The sequence below is a fragment of the Cypionkella sinensis genome (assembly GCF_042646385.1).
GTDB lineage: Bacteria > Pseudomonadota > Alphaproteobacteria > Rhodobacterales > Rhodobacteraceae > Cypionkella > Cypionkella sinensis.
Window position 1 is genome coordinate 1,680,046 of the sequence record NZ_JBHRTO010000001.1, and the last position, 21,449, is coordinate 1,701,494.

The following is a 21,449-nucleotide window of genomic DNA, read 5'->3' on the forward strand; positions in this document are numbered from 1 at the left end:
GCAGAGTGTATCGGGCAAAACCGATGTAACCTCCGTGAAGGGGAAGTCCATGCACGCCTATCGCAGCCACACTTGCAACGATCTCAAAGCCGCCGATGTTGGCAATAACGTCCGCCTGTCGGGCTGGGTGCATCGGGTGCGCGATCATGGCGGCGTGTTGTTCATCGACCTGCGCGACCATTACGGGATCACCCAAGTCATCGCCGACAGCGACAGCCCGGCCTTCGCCGATATGGACAAGGTTCGCGCCGAATGGGTGGTGCAGATTGATGGCCGCGTGAAGGGCCGCGATGCTGCCTTGGTCAATCCGAAACTGCCCACGGGTGAGGTCGAGGTTTACGCCACCGCCCTCACTGTGCTGGGTGCCGCCGAAGAACTGCCCCTGCCGGTGTTCGGCGAGATCGAATACCCCGAGGAAACCCGTCTGACCTACCGTTTCCTCGACCTGCGCCGCGAGAAACTGCACCGCAACATGATGCTGCGCTCGAACGTGGTGCGCTCGATGCGCAAACGCATGTGGGATCAGGGCTTTAACGAATTCCAAACCCCGATCATCACCGCCTCTTCCCCGGAAGGCGCGCGCGACTTTTTGGTGCCTTCGCGCCTGCATCCGGGCAAATTCTACGCCCTGCCGCAAGCGCCGCAGCAGTTCAAGCAGTTGATCATGGTGGCGGGCTTTGACCGCTATTTCCAGATCGCCCCTTGCTTCCGCGATGAAGACCCGCGCGCTGATCGCTCGCCCACCGACTTCTATCAGCTTGATATTGAAATGTCTTTTGTCGAGCAGGAAGACGTGTTCGCCGCCGTCCAACCCGTGGTGCAGGGCATCTTCGAAGAATTCGCACCGGGCAAAAAGGTCTATTCCGACTGGACCAAGATCGCTTACCGCGACAGCCTCAAATGGTATGGCAGCGATAAACCCGACCTGCGCAACCCGATCAAGATGCAGGACGTGTCTGAGCATTTCGCCGGTTCCGGCTTTGCGATCTTCGCCAAATTGCTGGAGCAGGAAGGCAACGAAGTCCGCGCCATTCCCGCCCCCACTGGCGGCAGCCGCAAATTCTGCGACCGCATGAATGCCTTCGCCCAGAAGGAAGGCCTGCCGGGCATGGGTTATATCTTCTGGCGCGAGGCTGAGGACGGCTCCGGCATGGAAGCCGCAGGCCCCTTGGCGAAAAACATCGGCCCCGAGCGCACCGAAGCCATTCGCGTCCAGCTTGGCCTGAACAAAGGTGACGCCGCGTTCTTCCTCGGCGGCAAGGCGGAAAACTTCGAAGCCATCGCGGGCCGCGCCCGCAACGAAATCGGCCGCGAACTGGGCCTGACCGAGCAGAATTGCTTCAAATTCGCCTGGATCGTCGATTTCCCGATGTATGAGAAAACCGACGACGGCAAGATTGATTTCAGCCACAACCCGTTCTCGATGCCACAAGGCGGGCTGGATGCACTGAACGGCGATCCGCTGAAAGTCTATGCTTATCAATACGATCTTGCCTGCAACGGCTATGAGCTGATCTCGGGCGGCATCCGCAACCACAAACCCGAAATCATGTTCAAGGCGTTTGAACTGGCAGGCTATCCGAATTCCGAAGTCGAAAAACGCTTTGGCGGCATGGTCAAAGCCTTCAAATACGGCGCCCCGCCCCACGGCGGTTGCGCCGCGGGCATCGACCGCATCGTGATGCTCTTGGCGGATGAGCCGAATATCCGCGAAGTCATCATGTTCCCGATGAACCAACGCGCAGAAGACATGCTGATGGGTGCACCATCTGAACCCACCAATGCCCAGATGCGCGAACTGTCGCTGCGCGTGGCGGCGAAAGAGTAAGCCAAACCCCAAGGATGGCCCGCCCGCGCGGGTCATCCGTCCGCTTAACAGCTGGCAATGTTCCGCTGTGGTCTGCCGGCGCCGCGATCTTCGTGCTGGCGATCTCATTTATTTGAAACCCAGACGTTTGTAATCCAGCATCGCTTGCTTATGTTACCGCATAGGCAGATCGCGTTTGCATGAATCCGGAGCTAGAGCACGATGTCAAAGCGCAGGACCCTTGCCGCGATCCGCTTCGGCTACGGCCTTCCGATGCCCAAGGGGGCACCGGATTCTCCAGAAACCATGCTGGCGCTATTGGCAGGACCAGATGTTGCCGCGCAGACATGGCCAACTGTTGCTTCTGCGGATCTGATCCCCAACCTTCGCGAGTTACGCGAGATCCAAAAAGCAGGGAAAAAAGACGACTCCGAAAAGCCGCGTCGCGACGAGCTTCTGCAGGGCTTCAACGATGCCGCGCAAAACGCCGCGAAAACTACCTTTGCCCGCGCGCTCGACAGTGCCGATGGCTTTCGAGAGCGTCTTACCACCTTTTGGGCTGATCATTTCTCAGTTATTTCAAAACGACAGGTCGAGGCGCTGTTCCCCTACAGCATCGTCGATGAGGCGCTACGTCCACATATGACTGGAACGTTCGCCGATCTGTTGACCGCCGCGACGCTGCATCCGGCGATGCTCAGCTATCTGGATCAATCCAGTTCGATCGGACCCAATTCGCGATTGGGCAAGAATCAAGGCAAAGGTTTGAATGAGAATCTCGCGCGCGAGGTGATCGAGCTGCATAGCTTGGGTGTGGGCGCGAATTACACGCAGACTGATGTGACAGAGATGGCGAAAATCCTTGCCGGACTGACGCTTAGCCCCGATCTGGTCATGGAGTTCCAGCCGCGCCGGGCCGAACCCGGTCCAAGGGTCTTGCTGGGTAAAACCTATGATGTTGGCGGTATCCAGAACGTCCGCGCGGCCCTGCGCGATCTGGCACTTCAACCTGCGACAGGCCAGCATCTGGCGCGCAAACTGGCTGTGCATTTCGTTTCTGACACCCCCAGCGCTGATCTTGTCCAGGCTATTGCCGACGCCTACAACGGCTCGGGTGGCGATCTGATGGCAACCTACACGGCACTGCTGAACCACCCCAGCGCTTGGACGGAAACGACAGAAAAGGCGCGGCAACCCTTTGATTTTCTAGTCGCTTCGCTGCGGGCGCTAGGAATCACAGGGCAACAACTGCAGCAAATGCCCTATAAGAAATTCCGCTCCGACCTGATGAGTGCGATGATCGGAATGGGCCAGCCGTTCAAGCGCCCCTCTGGTCCTAACGGCTTTGAAGAAGCTGCCGAGGAATGGATCACGCCGCAGGGCTTGGCGCGGCGCATCACTTGGTCGATGCGCGTGCCGCCGCGTCTGGCAGATCCTCTGCCCGATCCGGTTGCCTTGGCGCATTCCAGTCTTGCCGACCGCGCCAGTGAGGCGCTGCTTTGGGGCGCAGCTCGCGCCGAGGATGTCACACAGGGTGTCGGGCTGGTGCTGGCCTCCGCCGAATTCAACCGCAGATGAGGGACGCCATGACAGGGTCTTTGGACAGACGGGGTTTTCTGCGCGGCTTGGGTGGTGTGCTGGGTTGTTCGGTGGCAGCGCATCCCATGCTTACGACGGTAACGATGGCCGGGGCGAACGGCGGGCGCCCCTTGGGCGATCACCGCCTGATCGTGATCATCCTGCGCGGCGCAATGGATGGCTTGGATGTCGTGCAACCGCAGGGCGACGCGGATTATGCAGCCCTGCGCCCCACACTGTTGAACCCGCAAGCCTCTGACTTGGATGGTTTTTTCCGCCTGCATCCCGCGATGGGCGATCTGATGCCGCTGTGGAACAAGGGGCAACTGGGCTTCGTCCATGCCACCTCGACCCCCTACCGCAACAAGCGCAGCCATTTCGTCGGCCAGGATATGCTCGAGGCTGGCACTGGCATGGATGTGCCGCTTAATCAGGTCAAGGACGGCTGGCTGAACCGCCTGCTGCAAACCCAAAAAGGCCTGACATCGGAAACCGCCTATTCCATCGGCCAAGTCGCCATGCCCCTGCTGGAAGGCCCGGCCGAGGTGCGCAACTGGTCGCCGGAAACGACGCTTATGCTGACGCCGCAGGCCCGTTTGCTGTTTGATCGGGTGTACGAATCCGATCCGCTGTTCCACGCGGCCTCGCAAGAGGCGATGGAGCTGGCCGATGCGGGCAATAGCGACATGGAAATGATGGCCGCAGACCCATCGCAAATGGCGGGCCTGAAGGTGCAGGATGTCGAGCAACTGGTGGATTATGCCGCCGGAAAGCTGCGGCAAGACGCCCGCATCGCCGCCTTTTCGATGAGCGGATGGGACACCCATCGCGGTCAGGCGGGCGGTTTGTCGAAATCTCTGGCCCGCCTGCAATATGCGATTCTGCGGCTGCAAACCGGCCTTGGTGCGAATGTCTGGGATAAGACTGTGCTGCTCGCGATGACCGAGTTTGGCCGCACCGCGCGCGAAAATGGCACCGCTGGCACCGATCACGGCACCGGCGGCGTCATGGTGATGGCGGGTGGCGCGCTGAATGGTGGCAAGATTTATGGCGATTGGCCGGGGCTTTCCGACGCCAATCTCTATGAGGGCCGCGATCTGATGCCCACCACAGACGTGCGCGCTTGGGCCGCGCATACGATCCATGGGCTTTATGGCATTGATCAGAATATTCTGGAAAACACCGTGTTTCCCGGCCTGCAAATGGGGAAAGACCCGCGTATCCTGCTATAGCCTGCGCGGTTTAGACGCCGGAAACCAGCGCGGAAACCTCAGTATCGGCGCGCATGGCTTCGCCGCGCCACGCCGTCAGTGCCACAAGGCAGACCGTTACGACAACAGCGGTCATCACCACCCACTCCGCAAACACGGCGCCCGATTCGTCGCGCAGGAAACGCTGTTTGGCAGACATGGTGCGTGGCCTTTCGTGCCGTGAAGGATAGCTGCGTTTTGCGCATTGATTGGGGCGAAACCATGCTGGATATCGGTCAAAGCCATGGTGATTGCGGGGCCATGCGGGATCATACCGACTCGGGTTTGGGGGCAAAGGTTGCGGCCGTGTTCGTCACCGTCAACCGCTTGTCGAGCAGGCCGCGCAACTGCTCCAACCCGCCCGCCTGCGGCACCACTGCCGCACTTGCCGCCCGTGCCAGGGCCGCGTCATGCGCATGATGCGCCACCCCCATGACAAACCCCGTCAAATAGCGTCGCCCGTCTGCATCCGGATCAGCAGACAGCGCGACTGCGGCGCGCGACAGATCATCCTGAAGCGCCAACGGGTCGGGGCAGATGGCGGCATCTTCCACCTCGGCAGGTGCAAGGCCGGGCAAAAACTGCCGCAGCAGGGTGCAAAACCGCACGAAGCTTTCCAGCGGCTTGTCGAGAAACCCTTCCGCCCCCGCAGCCAGCGCCGATCCGCGCCCTTCCGGGTTGCCCGATGTGCCCAGCACCGCCAGCGGCCTTTGCCGCGCCATCGCCAACTCGCGGATCAGCGCCTCGCCCCGGCCATCCGGCAGGCCAAGGTCGATGATCACCACATCCGGGCGATACACCCGCAAATGCGCCCGCGCCGCCGCCAGCGTATCGGCGCGCCGCAACCGTGCGCCCGCGCGCTGGCTCATCAACCGCAACGCCTCGCAGGCATAGCGGCTGTCTTCCACCACCAGAATCGTCACCCCATGCAGCGGCAAATCCGCAGTGGCAGTCAGGCTGGGCAAGGCAAATCCCGGCGGCAAGGGTGGATCATGCGGCGTCTCTGGGGCGGGCGAATGGGGCATGGCGCACCTGTGGCTGATGGCTACAGCCGCATCCTTCCACGACTTTGGTTCACAAAGCGTAAACGCCCGCCCCGCCCCGCCGATTTTTTCGCCCGCGCCCTGCGACAGCACTTCCCCTTGCCCCGCCGTCCCCCTGCCGCCATAACACCCGCAACCGCCCAAGCAAGGAGCCTTGCCGATGATTGGCCGCCTGAACCATGTCGCCATTGCCGTGCCGGATTTGACCGCCGCCGCAGATCAATACCGCAACACTTTGGGCGCAAAAGTCGGTGCCCCGCAGGATGAACCCGACCACGGCGTCACCGTGATTTTCATCGAACTGCCCAATACCAAGATCGAACTGCTCTATCCTTTGGGCGACGCCAGCCCGATCAAGGGTTTTCTCGATAAAAACCCCGCAGGCGGCATCCATCACATCTGCTACGAAGTGGATGACATTCTGGCAGCGCGCGACCATCTTCAGGACAGCGGCGCGCGGGTTCTGGGATCAGGAGAGCCGAAGATCGGCGCGCATGGCAAACCCGTGCTGTTCTTGCACCCGAAAGATTTCAACGGCTGTCTGGTAGAATTGGAGCAAACATGACCATCACTGCCGCACTGGTGCTGTTTTCTGTCACCTGGTTCATGGTGTTTTTCTGCGTGCTGCCGATGCGCTTCAAGAGTCAGGCGCAGGCGGGCGCGGTTGAACCCGGCACCCCGCGCTCGGCGCCCACCGAAGCCATGATCAAACCGAAAGCCAAGCTGACCACCGTGATCGCGCTGGCGATCTTTGCGGTCTTGTATCTGCTGATCACCTCGGGCCGCTGGGGCATCGCCGATCTTGACGTATTCGGGCTTTGGGCCAACCGCTACTGACGGCTCAGCCGGTGAAACATATGGGTGAAGGTCGCCACGCCAAGCACCGGCACAGCAAGATTGATCAGCGGGATAGATAGCGGCGCGGCCATCAGCACCCCCGCCGCCCAGATGCGCAAGCCATAAGCCTTGCGCATCGCGCGCGCCCCATCGCGGCCCAGTCGGCGGGTGGCAACCAGCGTGAAATATTCCCGCCCCAGCAGATAGCCGTTCATCCCCCAGAAGATCAGCGGGCTGAACGGCCCCGCAAACGGATATAGCAACAGCGCCACCGTGTTCAGCGCCAACAGCAACCCGATGAAATTGGCGGTATCAATGGCGACATCGCCAAATCTCTGCCGCGCCACAGGCGGCAAACCGGGATAATGCCGGTCCTCCACCGCCTGCGCCACATCCTCAAGGAACAGGCCGGTAAACGCCGAGGCCACCGGAATCATCAGGAAAATCGACAGCACGATCATCAACAGCACCGAGCCCCAGCTCAGCAAAGTGTCCAATCCGCCCACCGGCCCCACGAACGGGATGTTGATGCTACCCGGCGTAAAGGTTTCAATCACCCACAGCAGGCCAGCATAGGCGCCCGTCAGCAGCGCGGCGGCCAGTGCAATCCCCAACAGCATCACCCGCATGAAGCGCCCGTCGCCAAGCTGACCCAGCGCCTTGGCGAAATCACTGAAAATCATCTGCGCTCCTTACCTGCCCAACACGGCCTGAAACCACTCAGGCCCAAGTGATCAGTTTCGCCAGATCAGGGCGCGGACGGTCGGCCATCGGCGTCACAACCGTGCCGATATGCACGATCCCCGCCACCCGCTCGTCCCCCACACAGCCAAACGCTTGCGCCGCAAATTCGGCATCATGCGAGGGCCAGCCCGACAGCCAGTTCGCCCCCCAGCCCTTGGCCAAAGCGGCATTGACCACGCCCAGACACAGCGCGCCCGCCGACAGAACCTGCTCCCATACCGGGATCTTCTCGGATGGTTTCGGCGACGAGATCACCACAACCGCCAACTGCCCCAGATCAAACTGCCCGCGCCCCTTGGCAATCTTTTCGGCATCCCCACCCAGCTCCTGCGCCCGCGCCTCGGCCAGATCGGCCAAACGCTGCATCGCAGGCTTGTCCAGCACCACCAACCGCCACGGCTCCAGCTTGCCATGATCGGGCACGCGGGTGGCTGCGGTCAAAATCTCCAACAGCTCGGCACGATCCGGCACCGGGCCTTTGAACAACTTGGCCGGTTGTGATTGCCGGGATTGCAGGAAATGAAACGCGTCTTGAGTCATGAAAAGCTCCTTTGCGTCACAGGTGGCGCTCAGGCCCTGCCGCGTCAAGTGGGCTTGTCCTTTGGCCACCGCTTCTGCACTCTGTCGCCATGCAAAAAGGCGCGTGGTCAGAACAAGCGGTTCCGGGGGCAGAATTTACCTGCAAAGTCACCCCGCGCGCCCGCCGCAACAGCATCACACGCGAGGGTGGTGTGATCAAGATTACCGTCACCGCCGCCCCCGAAGACGGCCGCGCCACCGCCGCCGTGGCCGAAACCCTCGCCCATGCGCTTGGCGTCGCCAAATCCCGGCTGACCCTGCTGCGCGGGGCCATTTCGCGCGACAAGGTGTTCCGGCTGGATTAAGGCTGATCGACATGCATCGTTGACTATCTGGCGAAGGCCTTTGCCTTCGCCATGCGGTAAAGGTGTCCGCTGAAACCGCCGGGCCTCAAAGGCCCGGCCAGCGCCCGACCCGCCGATGGCGGGCGCTTCTCGCCCGCCGGGTCGGGCACTGGCCTCAGTGGGTTTGTTGCGGCACCGATTACAGGGTGAAACCGCGCGCACGGGCGGGAAAACGCGATGCGTTTTCTGTCTCCGCCCGGAGCTAGCCGCACAAAAGCGCGTGAATGTCGGTCGCCTCTACAGCGCATGTGGCCCATCATAGCCTGACACGTTTTAGCGCGGCTTAGGCTCAATCCGGTAGCTGCCTTCCGGCAAATCCAGCGCCGCCGCCAGATCGCGCAACTGGCCGATGGAAAGCGTGATCGAAACCTCTTCCTCGGTCATCACATCCAACTGCCGCAGCACCACACATTCGGCATAGGCCTCAATGGTGATATCTTCCTGAAGCGGGCTGTCCGGCTCGCCCTCATCCACCAAAGTGATCACCGTGGCGTCGAATTCATGTTCGATGGTGAACATCGCAAAGCTCCTCTGCCGGATCAACTGCTGCCCAGATGAGCCTTCATTCCCGGCAGGGTCAAGCATCCGCGCCACGTTCAAGCGAAAGTGCAACCCGATCACGCGCACGGGGCTATCAAACTGCGGCGGGTTTGATATGGGCTGTATCAGCGCAGCGACGAAGGCACAGGGCATGACACGGCAAGCAGGATGGATTTTGACAGCACTTCTGCTGGCAGGATGCGTGCAACCGGGGGCGACCCCGATCAGCCAGACCGACAGCGCAGCACAGGTTCTGACCCAGCCCAGTGCCACCGGGGGCGCATTGGAATCCCGCGCCGCCGCGATCAATTTTCTGACCGTGGTGCAGCGCGTCGAACCCGTGGCCGAGGCGTATTGCCGCGCCCAGCACATCGCCCAGCGTTGCGATTTTCAGATCGTGATCGACGACCGCCCCCACCAACCCGCCAACGCCTTTCAAACCGTGGATAAAGCAGGCCGCCCGATCATCGCCTTCTCGCTGGCGCTGATCGCCGACGCCCGCAACGCTGATGAGATTGCCTTCGTGTTGGGCCACGAGGCTGCGCATCACATCCTCGGCCACATCCCCAAGCAAGAAAAGACCGCACTTTCCGGCGCGATGATGGCAGGCATTCTCGCCGCCGCCTCTGGTGCGGGGCAGGACGAGGTGCAGCAGGCCCAGAAACTCGGCGCAGGCCTTGCAACCCGGCAATTCTCAAAGGACTACGAACTTCAGGCCGATGCCGTCGGCGCTGAAATCGCCTTCCACGCCGGATATGATCCCGTGCGCGGCACCGGCTTTTTTGATCGCCTGCCCGACCCCGGCGATCAATTCCTTGGCACTCACCCCGCCAATCGCCAACGCAAGGCGCTGGTCGCCGCCGTCGTCGCCAAACTGCGCGGCGTGTAGAATAGATCGACATTCACCCGCTTGGGCGCGGCCAAGTCCGGGCGGAAACAGAAAACGCATCGCGTTTTCCCGCCCGCGCGGATGGTTTGCGTCTAAAGTCAGGTCAGCGAGATACCCGCTGAGGTCAACGCCCGGCCCGGCGGGCGCCGCGCGCGATCAACTCACCCAGACCGCCGGGATCAACCCGCGCAAGGAATTTCCCAGCCACAGCCTGACCAGCGGCAAATCACGCGCCAGCAAGACCTCCTCTGCCACCGCCATCTCGGCCCGCAGCACCCCCGGCAACAGACCGCAGGCCAGCGGTGGCGTCCGCAGCCCGTGCCCGCGGTCAAAGAACACTGTGGTGATCGAGCCGTCGCAGACCTCGCCGCGCTCATTGCACAAGATCACCTCATCCAGCCCCGCAGCCAAACCGGCCCGCGCCGCATCATACGCTTCCCGCCGCGTCGATTTCACCGAAAGCCAGACATCGCCCGAGGTCAGCCGCTCTGCCGCCAACCCCACCCGCCATTCCGCCTTGGCCGATGGCAAAACCGCCGCCTGCACCTCAACAGCCCCGCGCGCATCCAAGGTCAGCCGCATCCGCGCCGCAGCCTCTGGCACTGCCGCCCGCAGCGCCGCCTCAACCACCGCCAGATCACACCCCCAGCCCAAAGCCGCAGCCGAGCGTGCCAGCCGCGCCAGATGCAACGGCAACCGCACCAGCCGCCGGCCATCCCAGCCCAAAGTCTCGATCAGTTTCAGATCGGGCGCACCAGCCCCTGCAAGTAGCGTGCTTTCCACAACGCCTCCTCCCACTCACCATCGGCGGTGCTGTCCTGCACCACACCGCCGCCGACGTTCAATTCTATCGCGCCTTCGCCAAACACCGAGAGCGTGCGGATCGCCACATTAAACGCCGAGGCCCCATCCGGTGCCATCCAGCCAATCGCGCCGCAATAAACGCCGCGCGCAAACGCCTCAACCTCGTGGATGATCTGCATCGCCCGGATTTTCGGCGCGCCGGTGATCGACCCGCACGGAAACAGCGCAGGCATCAGCCCCGCAATACTGGGCGCGGCCTCAAGCTGCCCAACAATGCGCGACACCATCTGATGCACGGTGGCGTAATGCTCCACCGCAAACAGCTCCGGCACCTTCACCGACCCCACCCTGGCCACCCGGCTGATATCATTGCGCAACAGATCAACGATCATCAGGTTTTCCGCCTGATCCTTGGCCGAAGCCCGCAGCGCCTCGGCAAGTTCCGCATCCCGCACCGGATCGGCATCGCGCGGCGCTGTGCCCTTCATCGGGCGCGCCTCGATCCGTCCAGCGGCATTGGTGCGCAAAAACAACTCGGGGCTGCGCGACACCAATACTGGCCCCACGCCCATATCCAGATAAGCACCATGCCCCACCGCCTGCCGCGCCCGCAGCGCACCGTACAGCCCAAGGGCCGAGCCTTGCAGCAACTGCGTGCGCAGCGGAAAGGTCAGGTTGATCTGATAGCAATCGCCCGCCGCGATATAGCCCATCACCCGGCCCATCGCCGCACCATACTCCGCCCGGCTGATCACAGGCTCCAGCGGGGCGACCTCCACCCCCCGCGCCTGAGCGGCCGCCGCGGCCAACACCGCGCCCGCATCACCGGGGGCCGCATAGATGCCAAACACCAGCAACGGCCGTGCCGCATCCGGCGCAGGCATCAGGCCCGCCAACTTGGGTTCCAGCGCATAGCCCGCCTCATAGCCGATATAGCCCGCCACCCATTTGCCAGCCTCGCGCGCCGCATCCAGACGCGCCAGGGCCGGGGCAACCTCATCCGCCCTATGCGCAACAACCAGCGCCTCCGCGCCGTCAAACAGCGCGGGCTGCCCGAATGGTCCGTCTTCGATCAGGATCACGCCCGCGCCCCTTGTCCCTTTGCCAACCACCCGGTCAGCCCCAACACCTAGGCCAGCCCCGCCCGCAAATCCAGTGCTGGCCCGCCCGTCTTTTGCGCATTTGCGACGCGAAAATGTCCGGGACAAGCAGCGAAGCCGTCGCAACAGTGCTGATTTTTGTAAACTTCTATTCAGTGCTTGCCAGACTGTAAAATCCGCGCTTCCCTGCACGCAGGGGCGGCACAACGTCGCACCGATAACAACAATAACAACGACCAACCAACGGTTCGGAGGGTAACAATGGCTGAAAACTACGACGACAAAGCCCAGCATGAGGACATGAAAGTCCTGCATGGCATGGGCTACGCACAAGAGCTTTCGCGCTCGATGTCCAAATTCTCTAACTTTGCGATTTCCTTCTCGATCATCTGTATTCTGTCGGGCGGGATCAACTCTTTCGCCCAAGCGATTTCCTCGGTCGGCGGTGCTGGTGCAGGCATCGGCTGGATCGTCGGCTGCGCGCTGTCGGGCATGTTCGCGCTGGCAATGGCGCAGATCGCCTCGGCCTTCCCGACAGCGGGCGGGCTTTACCACTGGTCCTCGATCCTTGGCGGCCGCTTCCTTGGCTGGCTGACCGCCTGGCTGAACCTGCTGGGCCTGATCACCGTGCTGGGGGCCATCAACATCGGCACCGCCTATTTCTTCCAGGGCACGTTCGGATCGCTGTTCGGCACCACCGGCGCTGACGGTGCGGTCACGCCATGGCCCAGCTCGGATATGGAGATCGTGGTGTTCGTGGCCGTAATCACCATCATTCAGGCGATCTTCAACCATGTCGGCATCAAGGCCACCACCTTCCTGACCGACATTTCCGGCTATCTCATCTTTGCGACCACCGCCGTTCTGGTGATCGCCTGCCTGTGGTTCGCCCCCGCCATCGACATCTCGCGGCTGTGGACCTTCACCAACTACTCGGGCGAAGCGGGCGGCAACGTGTTCCCGCAATCGGATAACATGGGCTATCTGTTCCTGCTGTGCCTGCTGCTTCCGGTCTACACCATCACCGGCTATGACGCCTCGGCGCACACGTCAGAAGAAACCAAGAATGCCGCAATGTCTGTGCCCCAAGGCATCGTCTCGGCAGTGTTCTGGTCGTCGCTGGTCGGTTGGGTGATGATCTGCGCCATCACCTTGGCAATCCCGGATCTGGGCGTTGCCGCCACGCAAGGCTTCGGCATGTTCTTCCAGACCATGGATGCAATCCTGCCTGCCGGGCTCAAAACTGTGATCTACCTTGGCATCTTCATCGCCCAACTGCTGTGCGGTCTGGCCACCGTGACCTCGGCCAGCCGGATGCTGTTCGCGTTCTCGCGTGATGACGGTATGCCGATTGGCTCGAAAGCGCTTGCCACCGTGTCACCGAAATTCCGCACCCCGGTGAACGCGATCTGGACGGCGACCGCGCTCTGCATCCTCTACGTGGTGCTGGCGATGTCGATCAAGGTTGGCGAAACCTCGATCTATGTCATCGTGGTGAACTCGACGCTGGTGTTCCTGTTCCTGTCTTTCACCGTGCCGCTGGTGGCTGGCTTGTTCGCCTATGGCACGCCGAAATGGCCGAACCCCGGCCCTTGGGCAATGTCCGCAGGCCTCTACAAGCTTGTCACGATTTTGTCCGTGGTCGGCATGGGGGTGATCCTGTTCATCGCCGTCGCCCCACCGAACGAGCGTGTGCTTTACGTCGTGCTCGGCTTCATTGCCTTGGCACTGATCCTGTGGGTCACCGTGGAAAACCGCCGCTTTGAAGGCCCGCCGACAGGCGAGAAGATCGCAGCCCGCAAGGCCGCCATCGCCGCCGCCGAAGCTGCCGTGGGTCAAACCCGCTAAACCACGCAAACGAAGGCAAACGGCGCCAGAGGAAACTCTGGCGCCGTTTCGCATGCCAACCACCGCGCAACCGATTTCTGCGACAGAAATCGGCCCGGATTTTTCAAAAAATCCGCCGCCTCGGCCCAAGGTTCAGCCAAGCGCCAAATGCCCCTTGCGCCCCGGCGCGTGCTGGCTATAACCCGCAAAGTTTTGCTTATGGGGGCCGCCATGCCGAAAAGAACCGATATCAAATCCATCATGATTATCGGAGCCGGTCCCATCGTCATCGGTCAGGCCTGCGAGTTCGACTACTCCGGCGCCCAAGCCTGTAAGGCGCTGCGCGAAGAAGGTTACCGGGTGATCCTGGTCAACTCGAACCCCGCCACCATCATGACCGACCCCGGCCTGGCGGACGCCACCTATATCGAGCCGATCACGCCCGAAGTCGTCGCCAAGATCATCGAAAAAGAGCGCCCCGATGCCCTGCTGCCGACCATGGGCGGGCAAACCGGCCTGAACACCGCCTTGGCACTGGCTGACCTCGGCGTGTTGGAAAAGTTCAACGTCGAGCTGATCGGGGCCAAGCGCCCGGCCATCGAAATGGCAGAAGATCGCAAGTTGTTCCGCGAAGCGATGGATCGCATCGGCCTTGAAAACCCCAAAGCCACCATCATCGCCGCCCCGAAACTCGCCTCTGGCAAGTATGACATCGCCGCGGGTCTGGCCGAGTGTATGACCGCCATCGAATATGTCGGCCTGCCCGCCATCATCCGCCCCGCCTTCACCCTCGGCGGCACCGGCGGCGGCGTGGCCTATAACCGCGACGACTACGAAGCAATCTGCCGCTCGGGCCTTGAAGCCAGCCCGATGGCGCAAATCCTGATCGACGAATCGCTGCTCGGTTGGAAGGAATATGAGATGGAGGTGGTGCGCGACACTGCCGACAACGCCATCATCATCTGCGCCATCGAGAACATTGACCCGATGGGGGTGCATACCGGCGACAGCATCACCGTGGCCCCTGCCCTGACGCTGACCGACAAGGAATATCAGATCATGCGCAACGGCTCGATTGCCGTGCTGCGCGAAATCGGGGTGGAGACCGGCGGATCGAACGTGCAATGGGCGATCAACCCCGCCGATGGCCGCATGGTGGTGATCGAGATGAACCCGCGCGTCTCGCGTTCCTCGGCGCTGGCATCAAAAGCCACCGGCTTCCCCATCGCCAAAGTCGCCGCCAAACTCGCCGTCGGCTACACGCTGGACGAGTTGGACAACGACATCACCAAAGTCACGCCCGCGTCGTTTGAACCCTCGATCGACTATGTTGTCACCAAAATCCCGCGCTTCGCGTTTGAGAAATTCCCCGGCTCCGAACCCAACCTCACCACCGCGATGAAATCGGTCGGCGAAGTCATGGCGATTGGCCGCACCATCCACGAATCCATGCAAAAGGCGCTGGCGTCTTTGGAAACCGGCCTGTCAGGCTTCGACGAAATCGCCATCCCCGGCGCGCCAGACCGTGCCGCCATCACGCTCGTACTGTCAAAAGCCACCCCCGACCGCCTGCGCGTCATTGCCCAAGCGATGCGCCACGGCCTCACCGACGACGAGATAAACGCGATCACGTCCTTCGACCCATGGTTCCTCGCCCGCATCCGCGAAATCATCGAGGCCGAGGCGGTCGTCCGCGCCAAGGGCCTGCCGCTCGATGCCGCAGGCATCCGCAAGCTGAAGATGATGGGCTTCACCGACGCCCGCCTCGCCAAACTGACCGGCCGGGATGAGGCACAAGTGCGCCGTGCCCGCCGCAACCTTGGCGTCAATGCCGTCTTCAAACGCATCGACACCTGCGCCGCCGAGTTCGAGGCCCAGACCCCCTATATGTATTCCACCTACGAAGCCCCCGCGATGGGCGATGTGGAATGCGAGGCCCGGCCCTCCGCTGCCAAAAAAGTCGTTATCCTCGGCGGTGGCCCGAACCGCATCGGCCAAGGCATCGAGTTTGACTATTGCTGCTGCCACGCCTGCTATGCGCTGACGGCGGCGGGCTATGAGACCATCATGGTCAACTGCAACCCGGAAACCGTTTCGACCGACTATGACACCTCGGACCGTTTGTATTTCGAGCCGCTCACCTTGGAACACGTCCTCGAAATCCTGCGGGTCGAGCAGGAAAACGGCACCCTCCACGGCGTGATCGTGCAATTCGGCGGCCAAACCCCGCTGAAACTGGCCAATGCACTGCACGCCGAAGGCATCCCGATCTTGGGCACCACGCCAGACGCCATTGACCTTGCCGAAGATCGTGAGCGTTTCCAGCAGCTTCTGCACAAGCTGGGCCTGAAACAGCCACACAACGGCACGGCGCGCAGCCGGGATGAGGCTTTCGCTGTCGCCAAAGACGTCGGCTATCCTTTGGTCATTCGCCCCTCCTTCGTTTTGGGCGGCCGCGCGATGGAAATCATCCGCGACGACGCCCAGTTGGACCGCTACATTGCCACCGCCGTGCAGGTTTCGGGGGACAGCCCGGTGCTGCTCGACAGTTACCTCTCCGGTGCCATCGAGGTTGACGTAGATGCGTTAAGCGACGGTAAAGACGTGCATGTCGCTGGAATCATGGAACATATTGAAGAGGCAGGCGTGCATTCGGGCGATTCGGCCTGCTGTTTGCCGCCGCATTCGCTGTCGGCGGAAACCATTGCCGAGTTGAAAAAGCAGACCATCGCCATGGCGCTTGCCCTGAACGTGGTCGGCCTGATGAACGTGCAGTTTGCCATCAAAGACGGCGTGATTTTCGTGCTCGAGGTCAATCCGCGCGCCAGCCGCACCGTGCCCTTCGTCGCCAAGGCCACCGATAGCGCGATTGCCGCCATCGCTGCCCGCCTGATGGCAGGCGAGCCGATGTCGAACTTCCCGATGCGCGCGGCTTATGCGCAGGGCGTGGGGCCGGATACGCCCCTGCCGCTGGCGAACCCCTTCACCCTTGCCGATCCGATAACCCCTTGGTTTAGCGTGAAAGAAGCCGTCCTGCCCTTTGCCCGCTTCCCCGGCGTTGATCCGGTTCTGGGGCCGGAAATGCGCTCCACCGGCGAGGTGATGGGCTGGGATCGCACCTTCGCCTTGGCCTTCCTCAAGGCGCAAATGGGCGCGGGCGTTGCCCTGCCCGACGCTGGCCGCGCCTTTGTCTCGATCAAGGATATGGACAAAACCGCCGCCTTCGCCACTGCGATGCGCGATCTGGTGGCGCTTGGGTTTGAGATCGTCGCCACCCGCGGCACCGCAGGCTGGCTGAACGCGCAAGGCATCAAGGCGACGCTGGTGAACAAGGTATATGAAGGTCGCCCGAACATCGTGGATCGCTTGAAAAACAACGACATAGCGATGGTGATGAACACCACCGAAGGTGCCCAAGCCGTCACCGACAGCCGCGACATCCGCCGCGTCGCGCTGATGGACAAGATCCCGTATTTCACCACCGCTGCCGCCGCGATTGCGGTGGTGCAGGCGATGCAGGCCCGGGGCGAGGGCTATGGGGTGAGGACATTGCAGGGGTGAGGGACGGCGGCGCTCTCGCGCCGCGAAAACGCTCCAGTGGAGCGTTTTCAGTCCCGAAAGCCCGCGCACGCTTGCGCAGGCCGGAGTGACAACATGCGAAACCGCATCCACACTTAAGCTATTCAGTGGATAACCCTGTGGACAAACAATGTTGTGTGTTGTTGAAAAATTTTCGGCCACATACATAACCTTTTCGCCTGATACACCACATCTTGACGGATCAACGACTATACCCGCTATATAATGTTTAAAAATCTTGATCTAGTTTGAAAAATAGCCTTGACCTCCCTCGCAGATTAGGGCAATTATTAGGTCAAGCACTTTTTTTGGGGTATATACACCATATTTCGTGCTCTGGACGCTTGACACAGCTACGGCTTGCGCGTCATTCTACCCCTTAGGTTATCATAATGACTAGCAGTTAGGCTCTTAAGCCAAATTTTGCTTGTCTAGTATTTACAGGGGGGTCGCAATGGATAGTGGCTAAACGAGAAATGCCAACCAAAGCGGCTGGCATTCCCGAAAAATCGGCGGCAAAAACTTGCGCAGATCTCACTTGCAATTTGATTATCGCACAGGTTCGAGCCGCCATCAACTCACTTCCCACCAAATGGAGCGGGAAAATGGCTAACTATTATTTGAACACGAACCAACAATCGAACGGCGATTACGAAGTTCACACAGGGAACTGCGCATACTTGCCCTCCGAAAAAAACCGAGAGTATCTCGGGAACTTCGACGGCTGTTCTCAAGCAGTATCGCAAGCCAAACGCAATCACCCGACTTGGGCACGGATCAACGGTTGCTATACTTGCTGTAACGCCTGCCATACCAGCTAGGGACTTACAAAATGGCTACCAATCCCCCAACTGGCGACGGCAAACGCAACGGCGCAGTCAAAGATCGCTCCCAAACACAAACGCCTTCCGGGCACTACGTGAAACGGGACACGAACACTGGCCGCTTCATGGACGTAAAGACTTCTAGCAAGGATCCCTTCAAGGGCGTTCGCAAAGAGAAGTAAGCTCTTGGGGGTGCGCGGAATGATGCGCACCCCCTCCCCCCTTGACTTCCCCCCACAAATCCCCCATTTCCCCTCTCATCCATAGTGCCCGTGCCGCGTGAGCATGTGTAAGGCCATGGAGACTGGTTCCCACCGCACGCAGGGGTTCCGCGGCAGTCACGGTATCGGGCACGGGCCTGATGCGAGGGGGTGTCGCTTCCCACTGCCGCCCCAATGGGGTGGACGGGCGGCTTTGGGCCGCCGGAAAGACTGTTATGACCACCACTTTCGCAGACCTCGGGCTTTCGGACAGCATTCTGAAAGCATTGGAAAAAACCACCCTCAAGATGCCGTCGCCTATTCAGGTGCAGGCGATCCCGCATATCATGGCGGGCAAAGACTTGATGGGTCTGGCGCAGACCGGCACCGGTAAGACCGCCGCGTTTGGCTTGCCCTTGCTGCACCGCATCCTTGATCTGGGCCATCCGCCCGCCCCGAAAACCGTGCGCGCGCTGATCCTGGCCCCCACACGAGAACTCGTCAGCCAAATCGCGGATAACCTTGAGATTTTCACCAAAGGCACCGCCGTCAAGGTCGCCATGGTCGTCGGCGGCGCCAGCCTGTTCAAACAGGCCGAAAAGCTGAAACGGGGCGCTGATATCCTTGTCGCCACCCCCGGCCGCCTGATTGATCTGTTGGAGCGTGGCGATGTCTCGCTGCACGCCACCGGCTATCTGGTGCTGGACGAGGCCGACCACATGCTTGACATGGGTTTCATCCATTCTTTGCGCAAAATCGCCAAGCATATCCCGCTGAAACGCCAGACCCTGCTGTTCTCGGCCACCATGCCGAAGGATATTGAGGAACTCGCCGAGACCTATCTGCAAAACCCGATCAAGGTGCAGGTCGCCCCTCCGGGCAAGCCGGTCGAGCGGATTGATCAAGGCGTGCATTATCTGCCGAATGGCGACAAGGCCTTGGTTCTGAAGGAATATCTGCTGAAACATCCAGGCGAGCAGGCTCTGGTGTTTGGCCGCACCAAGCATGGTTCGGAAAAGCTGATGAAGCTGTTGGTGGCGTGGGGCTTCAAGGCAGGCTCGATCCACGGCAACAAAAGCCAGAACCAGCGCGACCGCACGCTGACCGAATTCCGCAATGCTGAATTGGATGTGCTGGTGGCCACCGATGTGGCCGCGCGCGGTATCGACATTCCGGGCGTGCGCTATGTTTATAACTACGACATGCCGAATGTGCCGGAAAACTACGTGCATCGCATCGGCCGCACCGCGCGGGCGGGCAAGGAAGGCACCTCGATTTCCTTCTGCGCACCTGCCGAGATGGGTGAGTTGCAAGCCGTTGAAAAGCTGCTGAAAAAGACCATCCCGGTCTTGGGCGGTGCGCCTTGGGCCGCCGATGTGGTGGCAGCGGCACCGAAACCCGGCCAGAACCGCGGTCAGCGTCCGGGGCAAGGCCGTGGCGGCCAGAAGGCCGGCAGCCAGCCGATCCAGCGCGCGGCCCCCGGCAAACCCGGTGCCAAACCGCAGGGCAAGCCGAAGCCCGCAGGCGGCAATTTTGCGCCCCGCCGCAGCGAGGGTGCGGCCAAGCCGCGCGCTGCGGGCAACCGCACGCCGCGCTAAGGCCGACCAACGTTCACACGATTGCGTGTCGCCAAATCCGGGCGAAAACAGGAGACGCATTGCGTTTCCCCGCCCGCGTGGGAGGCATGAACCCGTACTCGGTTCAGCACGCACCGTAGAAGGCCAGTGCCCGACCCGGCGGGCGAGAAGCGCCCGCCATCGGCGGGTCGGGCGCTGGCCGGGCCTTTAAGGCCCGGCGGTGTCAGCGGCACTTGCACCGCATGGCGAAGGTGGTGGCCTTCGCCAGAATCTGCACTTTGACCGTTGCCCCACCATACCCCAAACCAACCGACAAAATGAAAAACGCCCGGAGATCATCCGGGCGCTTTTCATTCCTACTGCCAAAGCCTTAGCTAACTTCCTCTTCCAGATTAAGCTTCATCTCCAGCAGAACCTGTTGAATGGCCAGGGTTTCCCGCAGCATCCGTTTGGCTTCGTTCACCGAAATCACCCCATCGCCAATCGCAGTGTTGTATTCGGCCATCAGCATGGCAAAGCGCTGCGCCAGTGCCACCACATCACCATTCACGCCCTTGCCATCCGAGTTGCGCTTTTCGGGATCATAGCTCAGCGTGATGCCGCGCAGATCGGCCAGCGCCGAGGTCACATGCGGGAACCTTGCCGCAGATTCCAGCTGTGCCACCACGTCAATCGGCATGAAACGGTCGTCATGTTCGCCCGAGTCAGAATAGTAGCGCCCCAGCGTCGCTTTCGACTTGCCGGTCAGCTCGCAGGCCGCCTCGATGCCAACATCTTTGACCAAAGCCTCGGTGTGCTTTTTCAGGTAGGTTTCAGTACTCATAATGCGCCTCACGCTCCCCGAAAGACGTATCCGGGGAATTCATTTTGTCTTTTCCCATTAATCCCGTCCTAAGCTTTTGTCATTCATAAAGGTGTTCCGGGCAACTGGAACTGTAGTGAGTGGCCAGCGCCCCCAGCGTTGGTGTGGGTGGGGTTCCGCCGTGCATAGGTCCATCAGGGCAAACTGGGGCATGTGTCACGGTCGCACGGCGGACCTAACACATGGTTTGCGGTCAGGTTCGCTTGATCGTGCGTAAAAATTTCGGGCGGCCTGGCTGGCCCCACCCAAGGTTTGTGTTGTTGGTGCCAGTGTTGTTGTTGCCAGTGTTCTGGTTGGTTCGAGTATCAGTGTTTCGCGGCAATCCGCAGCCCATTGCGGCGGGGTTGCCAGCCCCCTTGGCCATGCGTTAGAGCAGCGCATGGCCAAGCTTTACTTCAACTACTCCACCATGAACGCGGGCAAATCGACCCTGCTGTTGCAAGCCGCGCATAACTATCGCGAAGGCGGGATGCAGACCTATCTGATCACCGCACAATTCGACAACCGCGCAGGCATGGGCCGCATCGCCAGCCGCATCGGCATTGGTGAGCCCGCAGATACCTTCGGCCCTGACGACGATATGTTCGAAAAGCTCAAAGATCGTTTTGCGAAAGACAAGATCGCTTGCGTTTTTATTGACGAATCACAATTCCTGACCAAGCCGCAAGTCTGGCAACTCGCCCGTGCGGTGGATGACCTGGGCGTGCCGGTGATGTGCTACGGGCTGCGGGTGGATTTTCAGGGTAATCTTTTCCCCGGCTCGGCGGCCTTGCTGGCTTGGGCGGATGAAATGCGCGAAGTCCGCACGATTTGCCACTGCGGCAAGAAGGCGACCATGGTGATCCGCCGTGGCCCCGATGGCCGCGCGCTGAAGGATGGCGAGCAGGTGCAAATCGGCGGCAATGAAACCTACGTCAGCCTCTGCCGCAGGCATTGGCGCGAGGCTGTGGGCGGTTAGGCCGAACCGACATTCGTCTGGAACAATCTGGCGAAGGCCATCGCACCTTCCGGGCGGAAACAGAAAACGCATCGCGTTTTCCCGCCCGCGTGCGCGGCTTCACCCCG

Annotated in this window: 19 protein-coding genes; 11 read left to right on the top strand and 8 right to left on the bottom strand. The window is 61.3% G+C overall.

The window, feature by feature from the left end:
• Positions 1-49: 49 nt before the first annotated feature.
• The 3 genes from aspS to ACFOGH_RS08440 all read left to right on the top strand — a co-directional run bounded on the left by aspS (position 50) and on the right by ACFOGH_RS08440 (position 4,617).
• Positions 50-1,828 carry an aspartate--tRNA ligase gene (gene aspS / locus ACFOGH_RS08430; RefSeq protein WP_380072627.1) on the top strand — a complete coding sequence of 593 codons (1,779 nt, stop codon included), beginning with the start codon at positions 50-52 and terminating at the stop codon, positions 1,826-1,828.
• A 285-nt stretch (positions 1,829-2,113) separates the two neighbouring features.
• Entirely contained in the window at positions 2,114-3,385 is a 1,272-nt protein-coding gene (locus ACFOGH_RS08435) for a DUF1800 domain-containing protein (protein ID WP_380073982.1), read from the top strand.
• 8 nt (positions 3,386-3,393) lie between these two features.
• Positions 3,394-4,617 carry a DUF1501 domain-containing protein gene (locus ACFOGH_RS08440; RefSeq protein WP_380072628.1) on the top strand — a complete coding sequence of 408 codons (1,224 nt, stop codon included), beginning with the start codon at positions 3,394-3,396 and terminating at the stop codon, positions 4,615-4,617.
• A 10-nt stretch (positions 4,618-4,627) separates the two neighbouring features.
• On the opposite strand, the gene ACFOGH_RS08445 is transcribed toward ACFOGH_RS08440, so the two are convergent.
• Both ACFOGH_RS08445 and ACFOGH_RS08450 read right to left on the bottom strand, forming a co-directional pair.
• On the bottom strand, positions 4,628-4,795 hold the full coding sequence (locus ACFOGH_RS08445; RefSeq protein WP_380072629.1) for a hypothetical protein: 168 nt from the start codon (positions 4,793-4,795) through the stop codon (positions 4,628-4,630).
• 109 nt (positions 4,796-4,904) lie between these two features.
• Positions 4,905-5,660, bottom strand: coding sequence for a response regulator (locus ACFOGH_RS08450; RefSeq protein WP_380072630.1), 756 nt, complete (start codon positions 5,658-5,660; stop codon positions 4,905-4,907).
• A 178-nt stretch (positions 5,661-5,838) separates the two neighbouring features.
• Here ACFOGH_RS08450 and mce point away from each other — a divergent pair, with 178 nt between their 5' ends.
• Together mce and ACFOGH_RS08460 are read left to right on the top strand one after the other, a co-directional pair.
• On the top strand, positions 5,839-6,243 hold the full coding sequence (gene mce, locus ACFOGH_RS08455) for a methylmalonyl-CoA epimerase (RefSeq protein WP_380072631.1): 405 nt from the start codon (positions 5,839-5,841) through the stop codon (positions 6,241-6,243).
• A complete protein-coding gene (locus ACFOGH_RS08460) occupies positions 6,240-6,515 on the top strand; it encodes a DUF1467 family protein (RefSeq protein WP_380072632.1) in 276 nt (91 codons plus the stop codon). The genes mce and ACFOGH_RS08460 overlap by 4 nt, the downstream gene beginning before the upstream one ends.
• Here ACFOGH_RS08460 and ACFOGH_RS08465 read toward each other — a convergent pair.
• Together ACFOGH_RS08465 and ACFOGH_RS08470 are read right to left on the bottom strand one after the other, a co-directional pair.
• A complete protein-coding gene (locus ACFOGH_RS08465; protein WP_380073983.1) occupies positions 6,509-7,195 on the bottom strand; it encodes an EI24 domain-containing protein in 687 nt (228 codons plus the stop codon). The two genes, ACFOGH_RS08460 and ACFOGH_RS08465, sit on opposite strands and share 7 nt — an antisense overlap.
• A 40-nt stretch (positions 7,196-7,235) precedes the next feature.
• The gene (locus ACFOGH_RS08470; protein ID WP_380072633.1) at positions 7,236-7,799 is read right to left on the bottom strand and encodes a nitroreductase family protein; all 564 of its coding nucleotides are present in this window, start codon (positions 7,797-7,799) and stop codon (positions 7,236-7,238) included.
• A gap of 89 nt (positions 7,800-7,888) precedes the next feature.
• On the opposite strand from ACFOGH_RS08470, the gene ACFOGH_RS08475 reads away from it, so the two are divergent.
• Positions 7,889-8,143, top strand: a complete 255-nt coding sequence (locus ACFOGH_RS08475) for a DUF167 domain-containing protein (protein ID WP_380072634.1) — start codon at positions 7,889-7,891, stop codon at positions 8,141-8,143.
• Between the two features lie 312 nt (positions 8,144-8,455).
• Here the strand turns inward: ACFOGH_RS08475 and ACFOGH_RS08480 are convergent, their stop codons facing one another.
• The gene (locus tag ACFOGH_RS08480) at positions 8,456-8,803 is read right to left on the bottom strand and encodes a hypothetical protein (protein ID WP_380072635.1); all 348 of its coding nucleotides are present in this window, start codon (positions 8,801-8,803) and stop codon (positions 8,456-8,458) included.
• A gap of 70 nt (positions 8,804-8,873) precedes the next feature.
• Here ACFOGH_RS08480 and ACFOGH_RS08485 point away from each other — a divergent pair, with 70 nt between their 5' ends.
• Positions 8,874-9,611, top strand: a complete 738-nt coding sequence (locus tag ACFOGH_RS08485) for a M48 family metalloprotease (RefSeq protein ID WP_380072636.1) — start codon at positions 8,874-8,876, stop codon at positions 9,609-9,611.
• Positions 9,612-9,767: 156 nt separating this feature from the next.
• On the opposite strand, the gene ACFOGH_RS08490 is transcribed toward ACFOGH_RS08485, so the two are convergent.
• Together ACFOGH_RS08490 and ACFOGH_RS08495 are read right to left on the bottom strand one after the other, a co-directional pair.
• Positions 9,768-10,394 carry an aminotransferase class IV gene (locus ACFOGH_RS08490; RefSeq protein ID WP_380072637.1) on the bottom strand — a complete coding sequence of 209 codons (627 nt, stop codon included), beginning with the start codon at positions 10,392-10,394 and terminating at the stop codon, positions 9,768-9,770.
• The gene (locus ACFOGH_RS08495; protein ID WP_380072638.1) at positions 10,352-11,497 is read right to left on the bottom strand and encodes an aminodeoxychorismate synthase component I; all 1,146 of its coding nucleotides are present in this window, start codon (positions 11,495-11,497) and stop codon (positions 10,352-10,354) included. Before ACFOGH_RS08495 ends, ACFOGH_RS08490 begins: the two co-directional genes overlap by 43 nt.
• 279 nt (positions 11,498-11,776) lie before the next feature.
• On the opposite strand from ACFOGH_RS08495, the gene ACFOGH_RS08500 reads away from it, so the two are divergent.
• The 3 genes from ACFOGH_RS08500 (at position 11,777) to ACFOGH_RS08510 (ending at position 19,543) form a co-directional block, all read left to right on the top strand.
• Positions 11,777-13,363, top strand: coding sequence for an amino acid permease (locus tag ACFOGH_RS08500; protein WP_380072639.1), 1,587 nt, complete (start codon positions 11,777-11,779; stop codon positions 13,361-13,363).
• Positions 13,364-13,573: 210 nt separating this feature from the next.
• On the top strand, positions 13,574-16,903 hold the full coding sequence (gene carB / locus ACFOGH_RS08505) for a carbamoyl-phosphate synthase large subunit (RefSeq protein WP_380072640.1): 3,330 nt from the start codon (positions 13,574-13,576) through the stop codon (positions 16,901-16,903).
• A 1,278-nt stretch (positions 16,904-18,181) separates the two neighbouring features.
• Positions 18,182-19,543: a DEAD/DEAH box helicase gene (locus ACFOGH_RS08510; protein WP_380072641.1), complete on the top strand. Its 1,362-nt coding sequence runs from the start codon at positions 18,182-18,184 to the stop codon at positions 19,541-19,543.
• Positions 19,544-19,892: 349 nt separating this feature from the next.
• On the opposite strand, the gene ACFOGH_RS08515 is transcribed toward ACFOGH_RS08510, so the two are convergent.
• Positions 19,893-20,345: a hypothetical protein gene (locus ACFOGH_RS08515; protein ID WP_380072642.1), complete on the bottom strand. Its 453-nt coding sequence runs from the start codon at positions 20,343-20,345 to the stop codon at positions 19,893-19,895.
• 418 nt (positions 20,346-20,763) lie between these two features.
• Between ACFOGH_RS08515 and ACFOGH_RS08520 the strand changes: the two genes are divergently transcribed.
• The gene (locus ACFOGH_RS08520) at positions 20,764-21,342 is read left to right on the top strand and encodes a thymidine kinase (RefSeq protein ID WP_380072643.1); all 579 of its coding nucleotides are present in this window, start codon (positions 20,764-20,766) and stop codon (positions 21,340-21,342) included.
• Positions 21,343-21,449: the final 107 nt, after the last annotated feature.

What these genes read in the sequence shown, in the direction of transcription:
- ACFOGH_RS08485 (WP_380072636.1), top strand. Translation starts at nt 8,874, where the DNA reads ATGACACGGCAAGCAGGATGGATTTTGACAGCACTTCTGCTGGCAGGA.
- aspS (WP_380072627.1), top strand. Translation starts at nt 50, where the DNA reads ATGCACGCCTATCGCAGCCACACTTGCAACGATCTCAAAGCCGCCGAT.
- ACFOGH_RS08475 (WP_380072634.1), top strand. Translation starts at nt 7,889, where the DNA reads ATGCAAAAAGGCGCGTGGTCAGAACAAGCGGTTCCGGGGGCAGAATTT.
- ACFOGH_RS08445 (WP_380072629.1), bottom strand. Translation starts at nt 4,795, where the DNA reads ATGTCTGCCAAACAGCGTTTCCTGCGCGACGAATCGGGCGCCGTGTTT.
- ACFOGH_RS08435 (WP_380073982.1), top strand. Translation starts at nt 2,114, where the DNA reads ATGCTGGCGCTATTGGCAGGACCAGATGTTGCCGCGCAGACATGGCCA.
- carB (WP_380072640.1), top strand. Translation starts at nt 13,574, where the DNA reads ATGCCGAAAAGAACCGATATCAAATCCATCATGATTATCGGAGCCGGT.
- ACFOGH_RS08515 (WP_380072642.1), bottom strand. Translation starts at nt 20,345, where the DNA reads ATGAGTACTGAAACCTACCTGAAAAAGCACACCGAGGCTTTGGTCAAA.
- ACFOGH_RS08450 (WP_380072630.1), bottom strand. Translation starts at nt 5,660, where the DNA reads ATGCCCCATTCGCCCGCCCCAGAGACGCCGCATGATCCACCCTTGCCG.
- ACFOGH_RS08440 (WP_380072628.1), top strand. Translation starts at nt 3,394, where the DNA reads ATGACAGGGTCTTTGGACAGACGGGGTTTTCTGCGCGGCTTGGGTGGT.
- ACFOGH_RS08500 (WP_380072639.1), top strand. Translation starts at nt 11,777, where the DNA reads ATGGCTGAAAACTACGACGACAAAGCCCAGCATGAGGACATGAAAGTC.
- ACFOGH_RS08520 (WP_380072643.1), top strand. Translation starts at nt 20,764, where the DNA reads ATGGCCAAGCTTTACTTCAACTACTCCACCATGAACGCGGGCAAATCG.
- ACFOGH_RS08460 (WP_380072632.1), top strand. Translation starts at nt 6,240, where the DNA reads ATGACCATCACTGCCGCACTGGTGCTGTTTTCTGTCACCTGGTTCATG.
- ACFOGH_RS08510 (WP_380072641.1), top strand. Translation starts at nt 18,182, where the DNA reads ATGACCACCACTTTCGCAGACCTCGGGCTTTCGGACAGCATTCTGAAA.
- mce (WP_380072631.1), top strand. Translation starts at nt 5,839, where the DNA reads ATGATTGGCCGCCTGAACCATGTCGCCATTGCCGTGCCGGATTTGACC.
- ACFOGH_RS08470 (WP_380072633.1), bottom strand. Translation starts at nt 7,799, where the DNA reads ATGACTCAAGACGCGTTTCATTTCCTGCAATCCCGGCAATCACAACCG.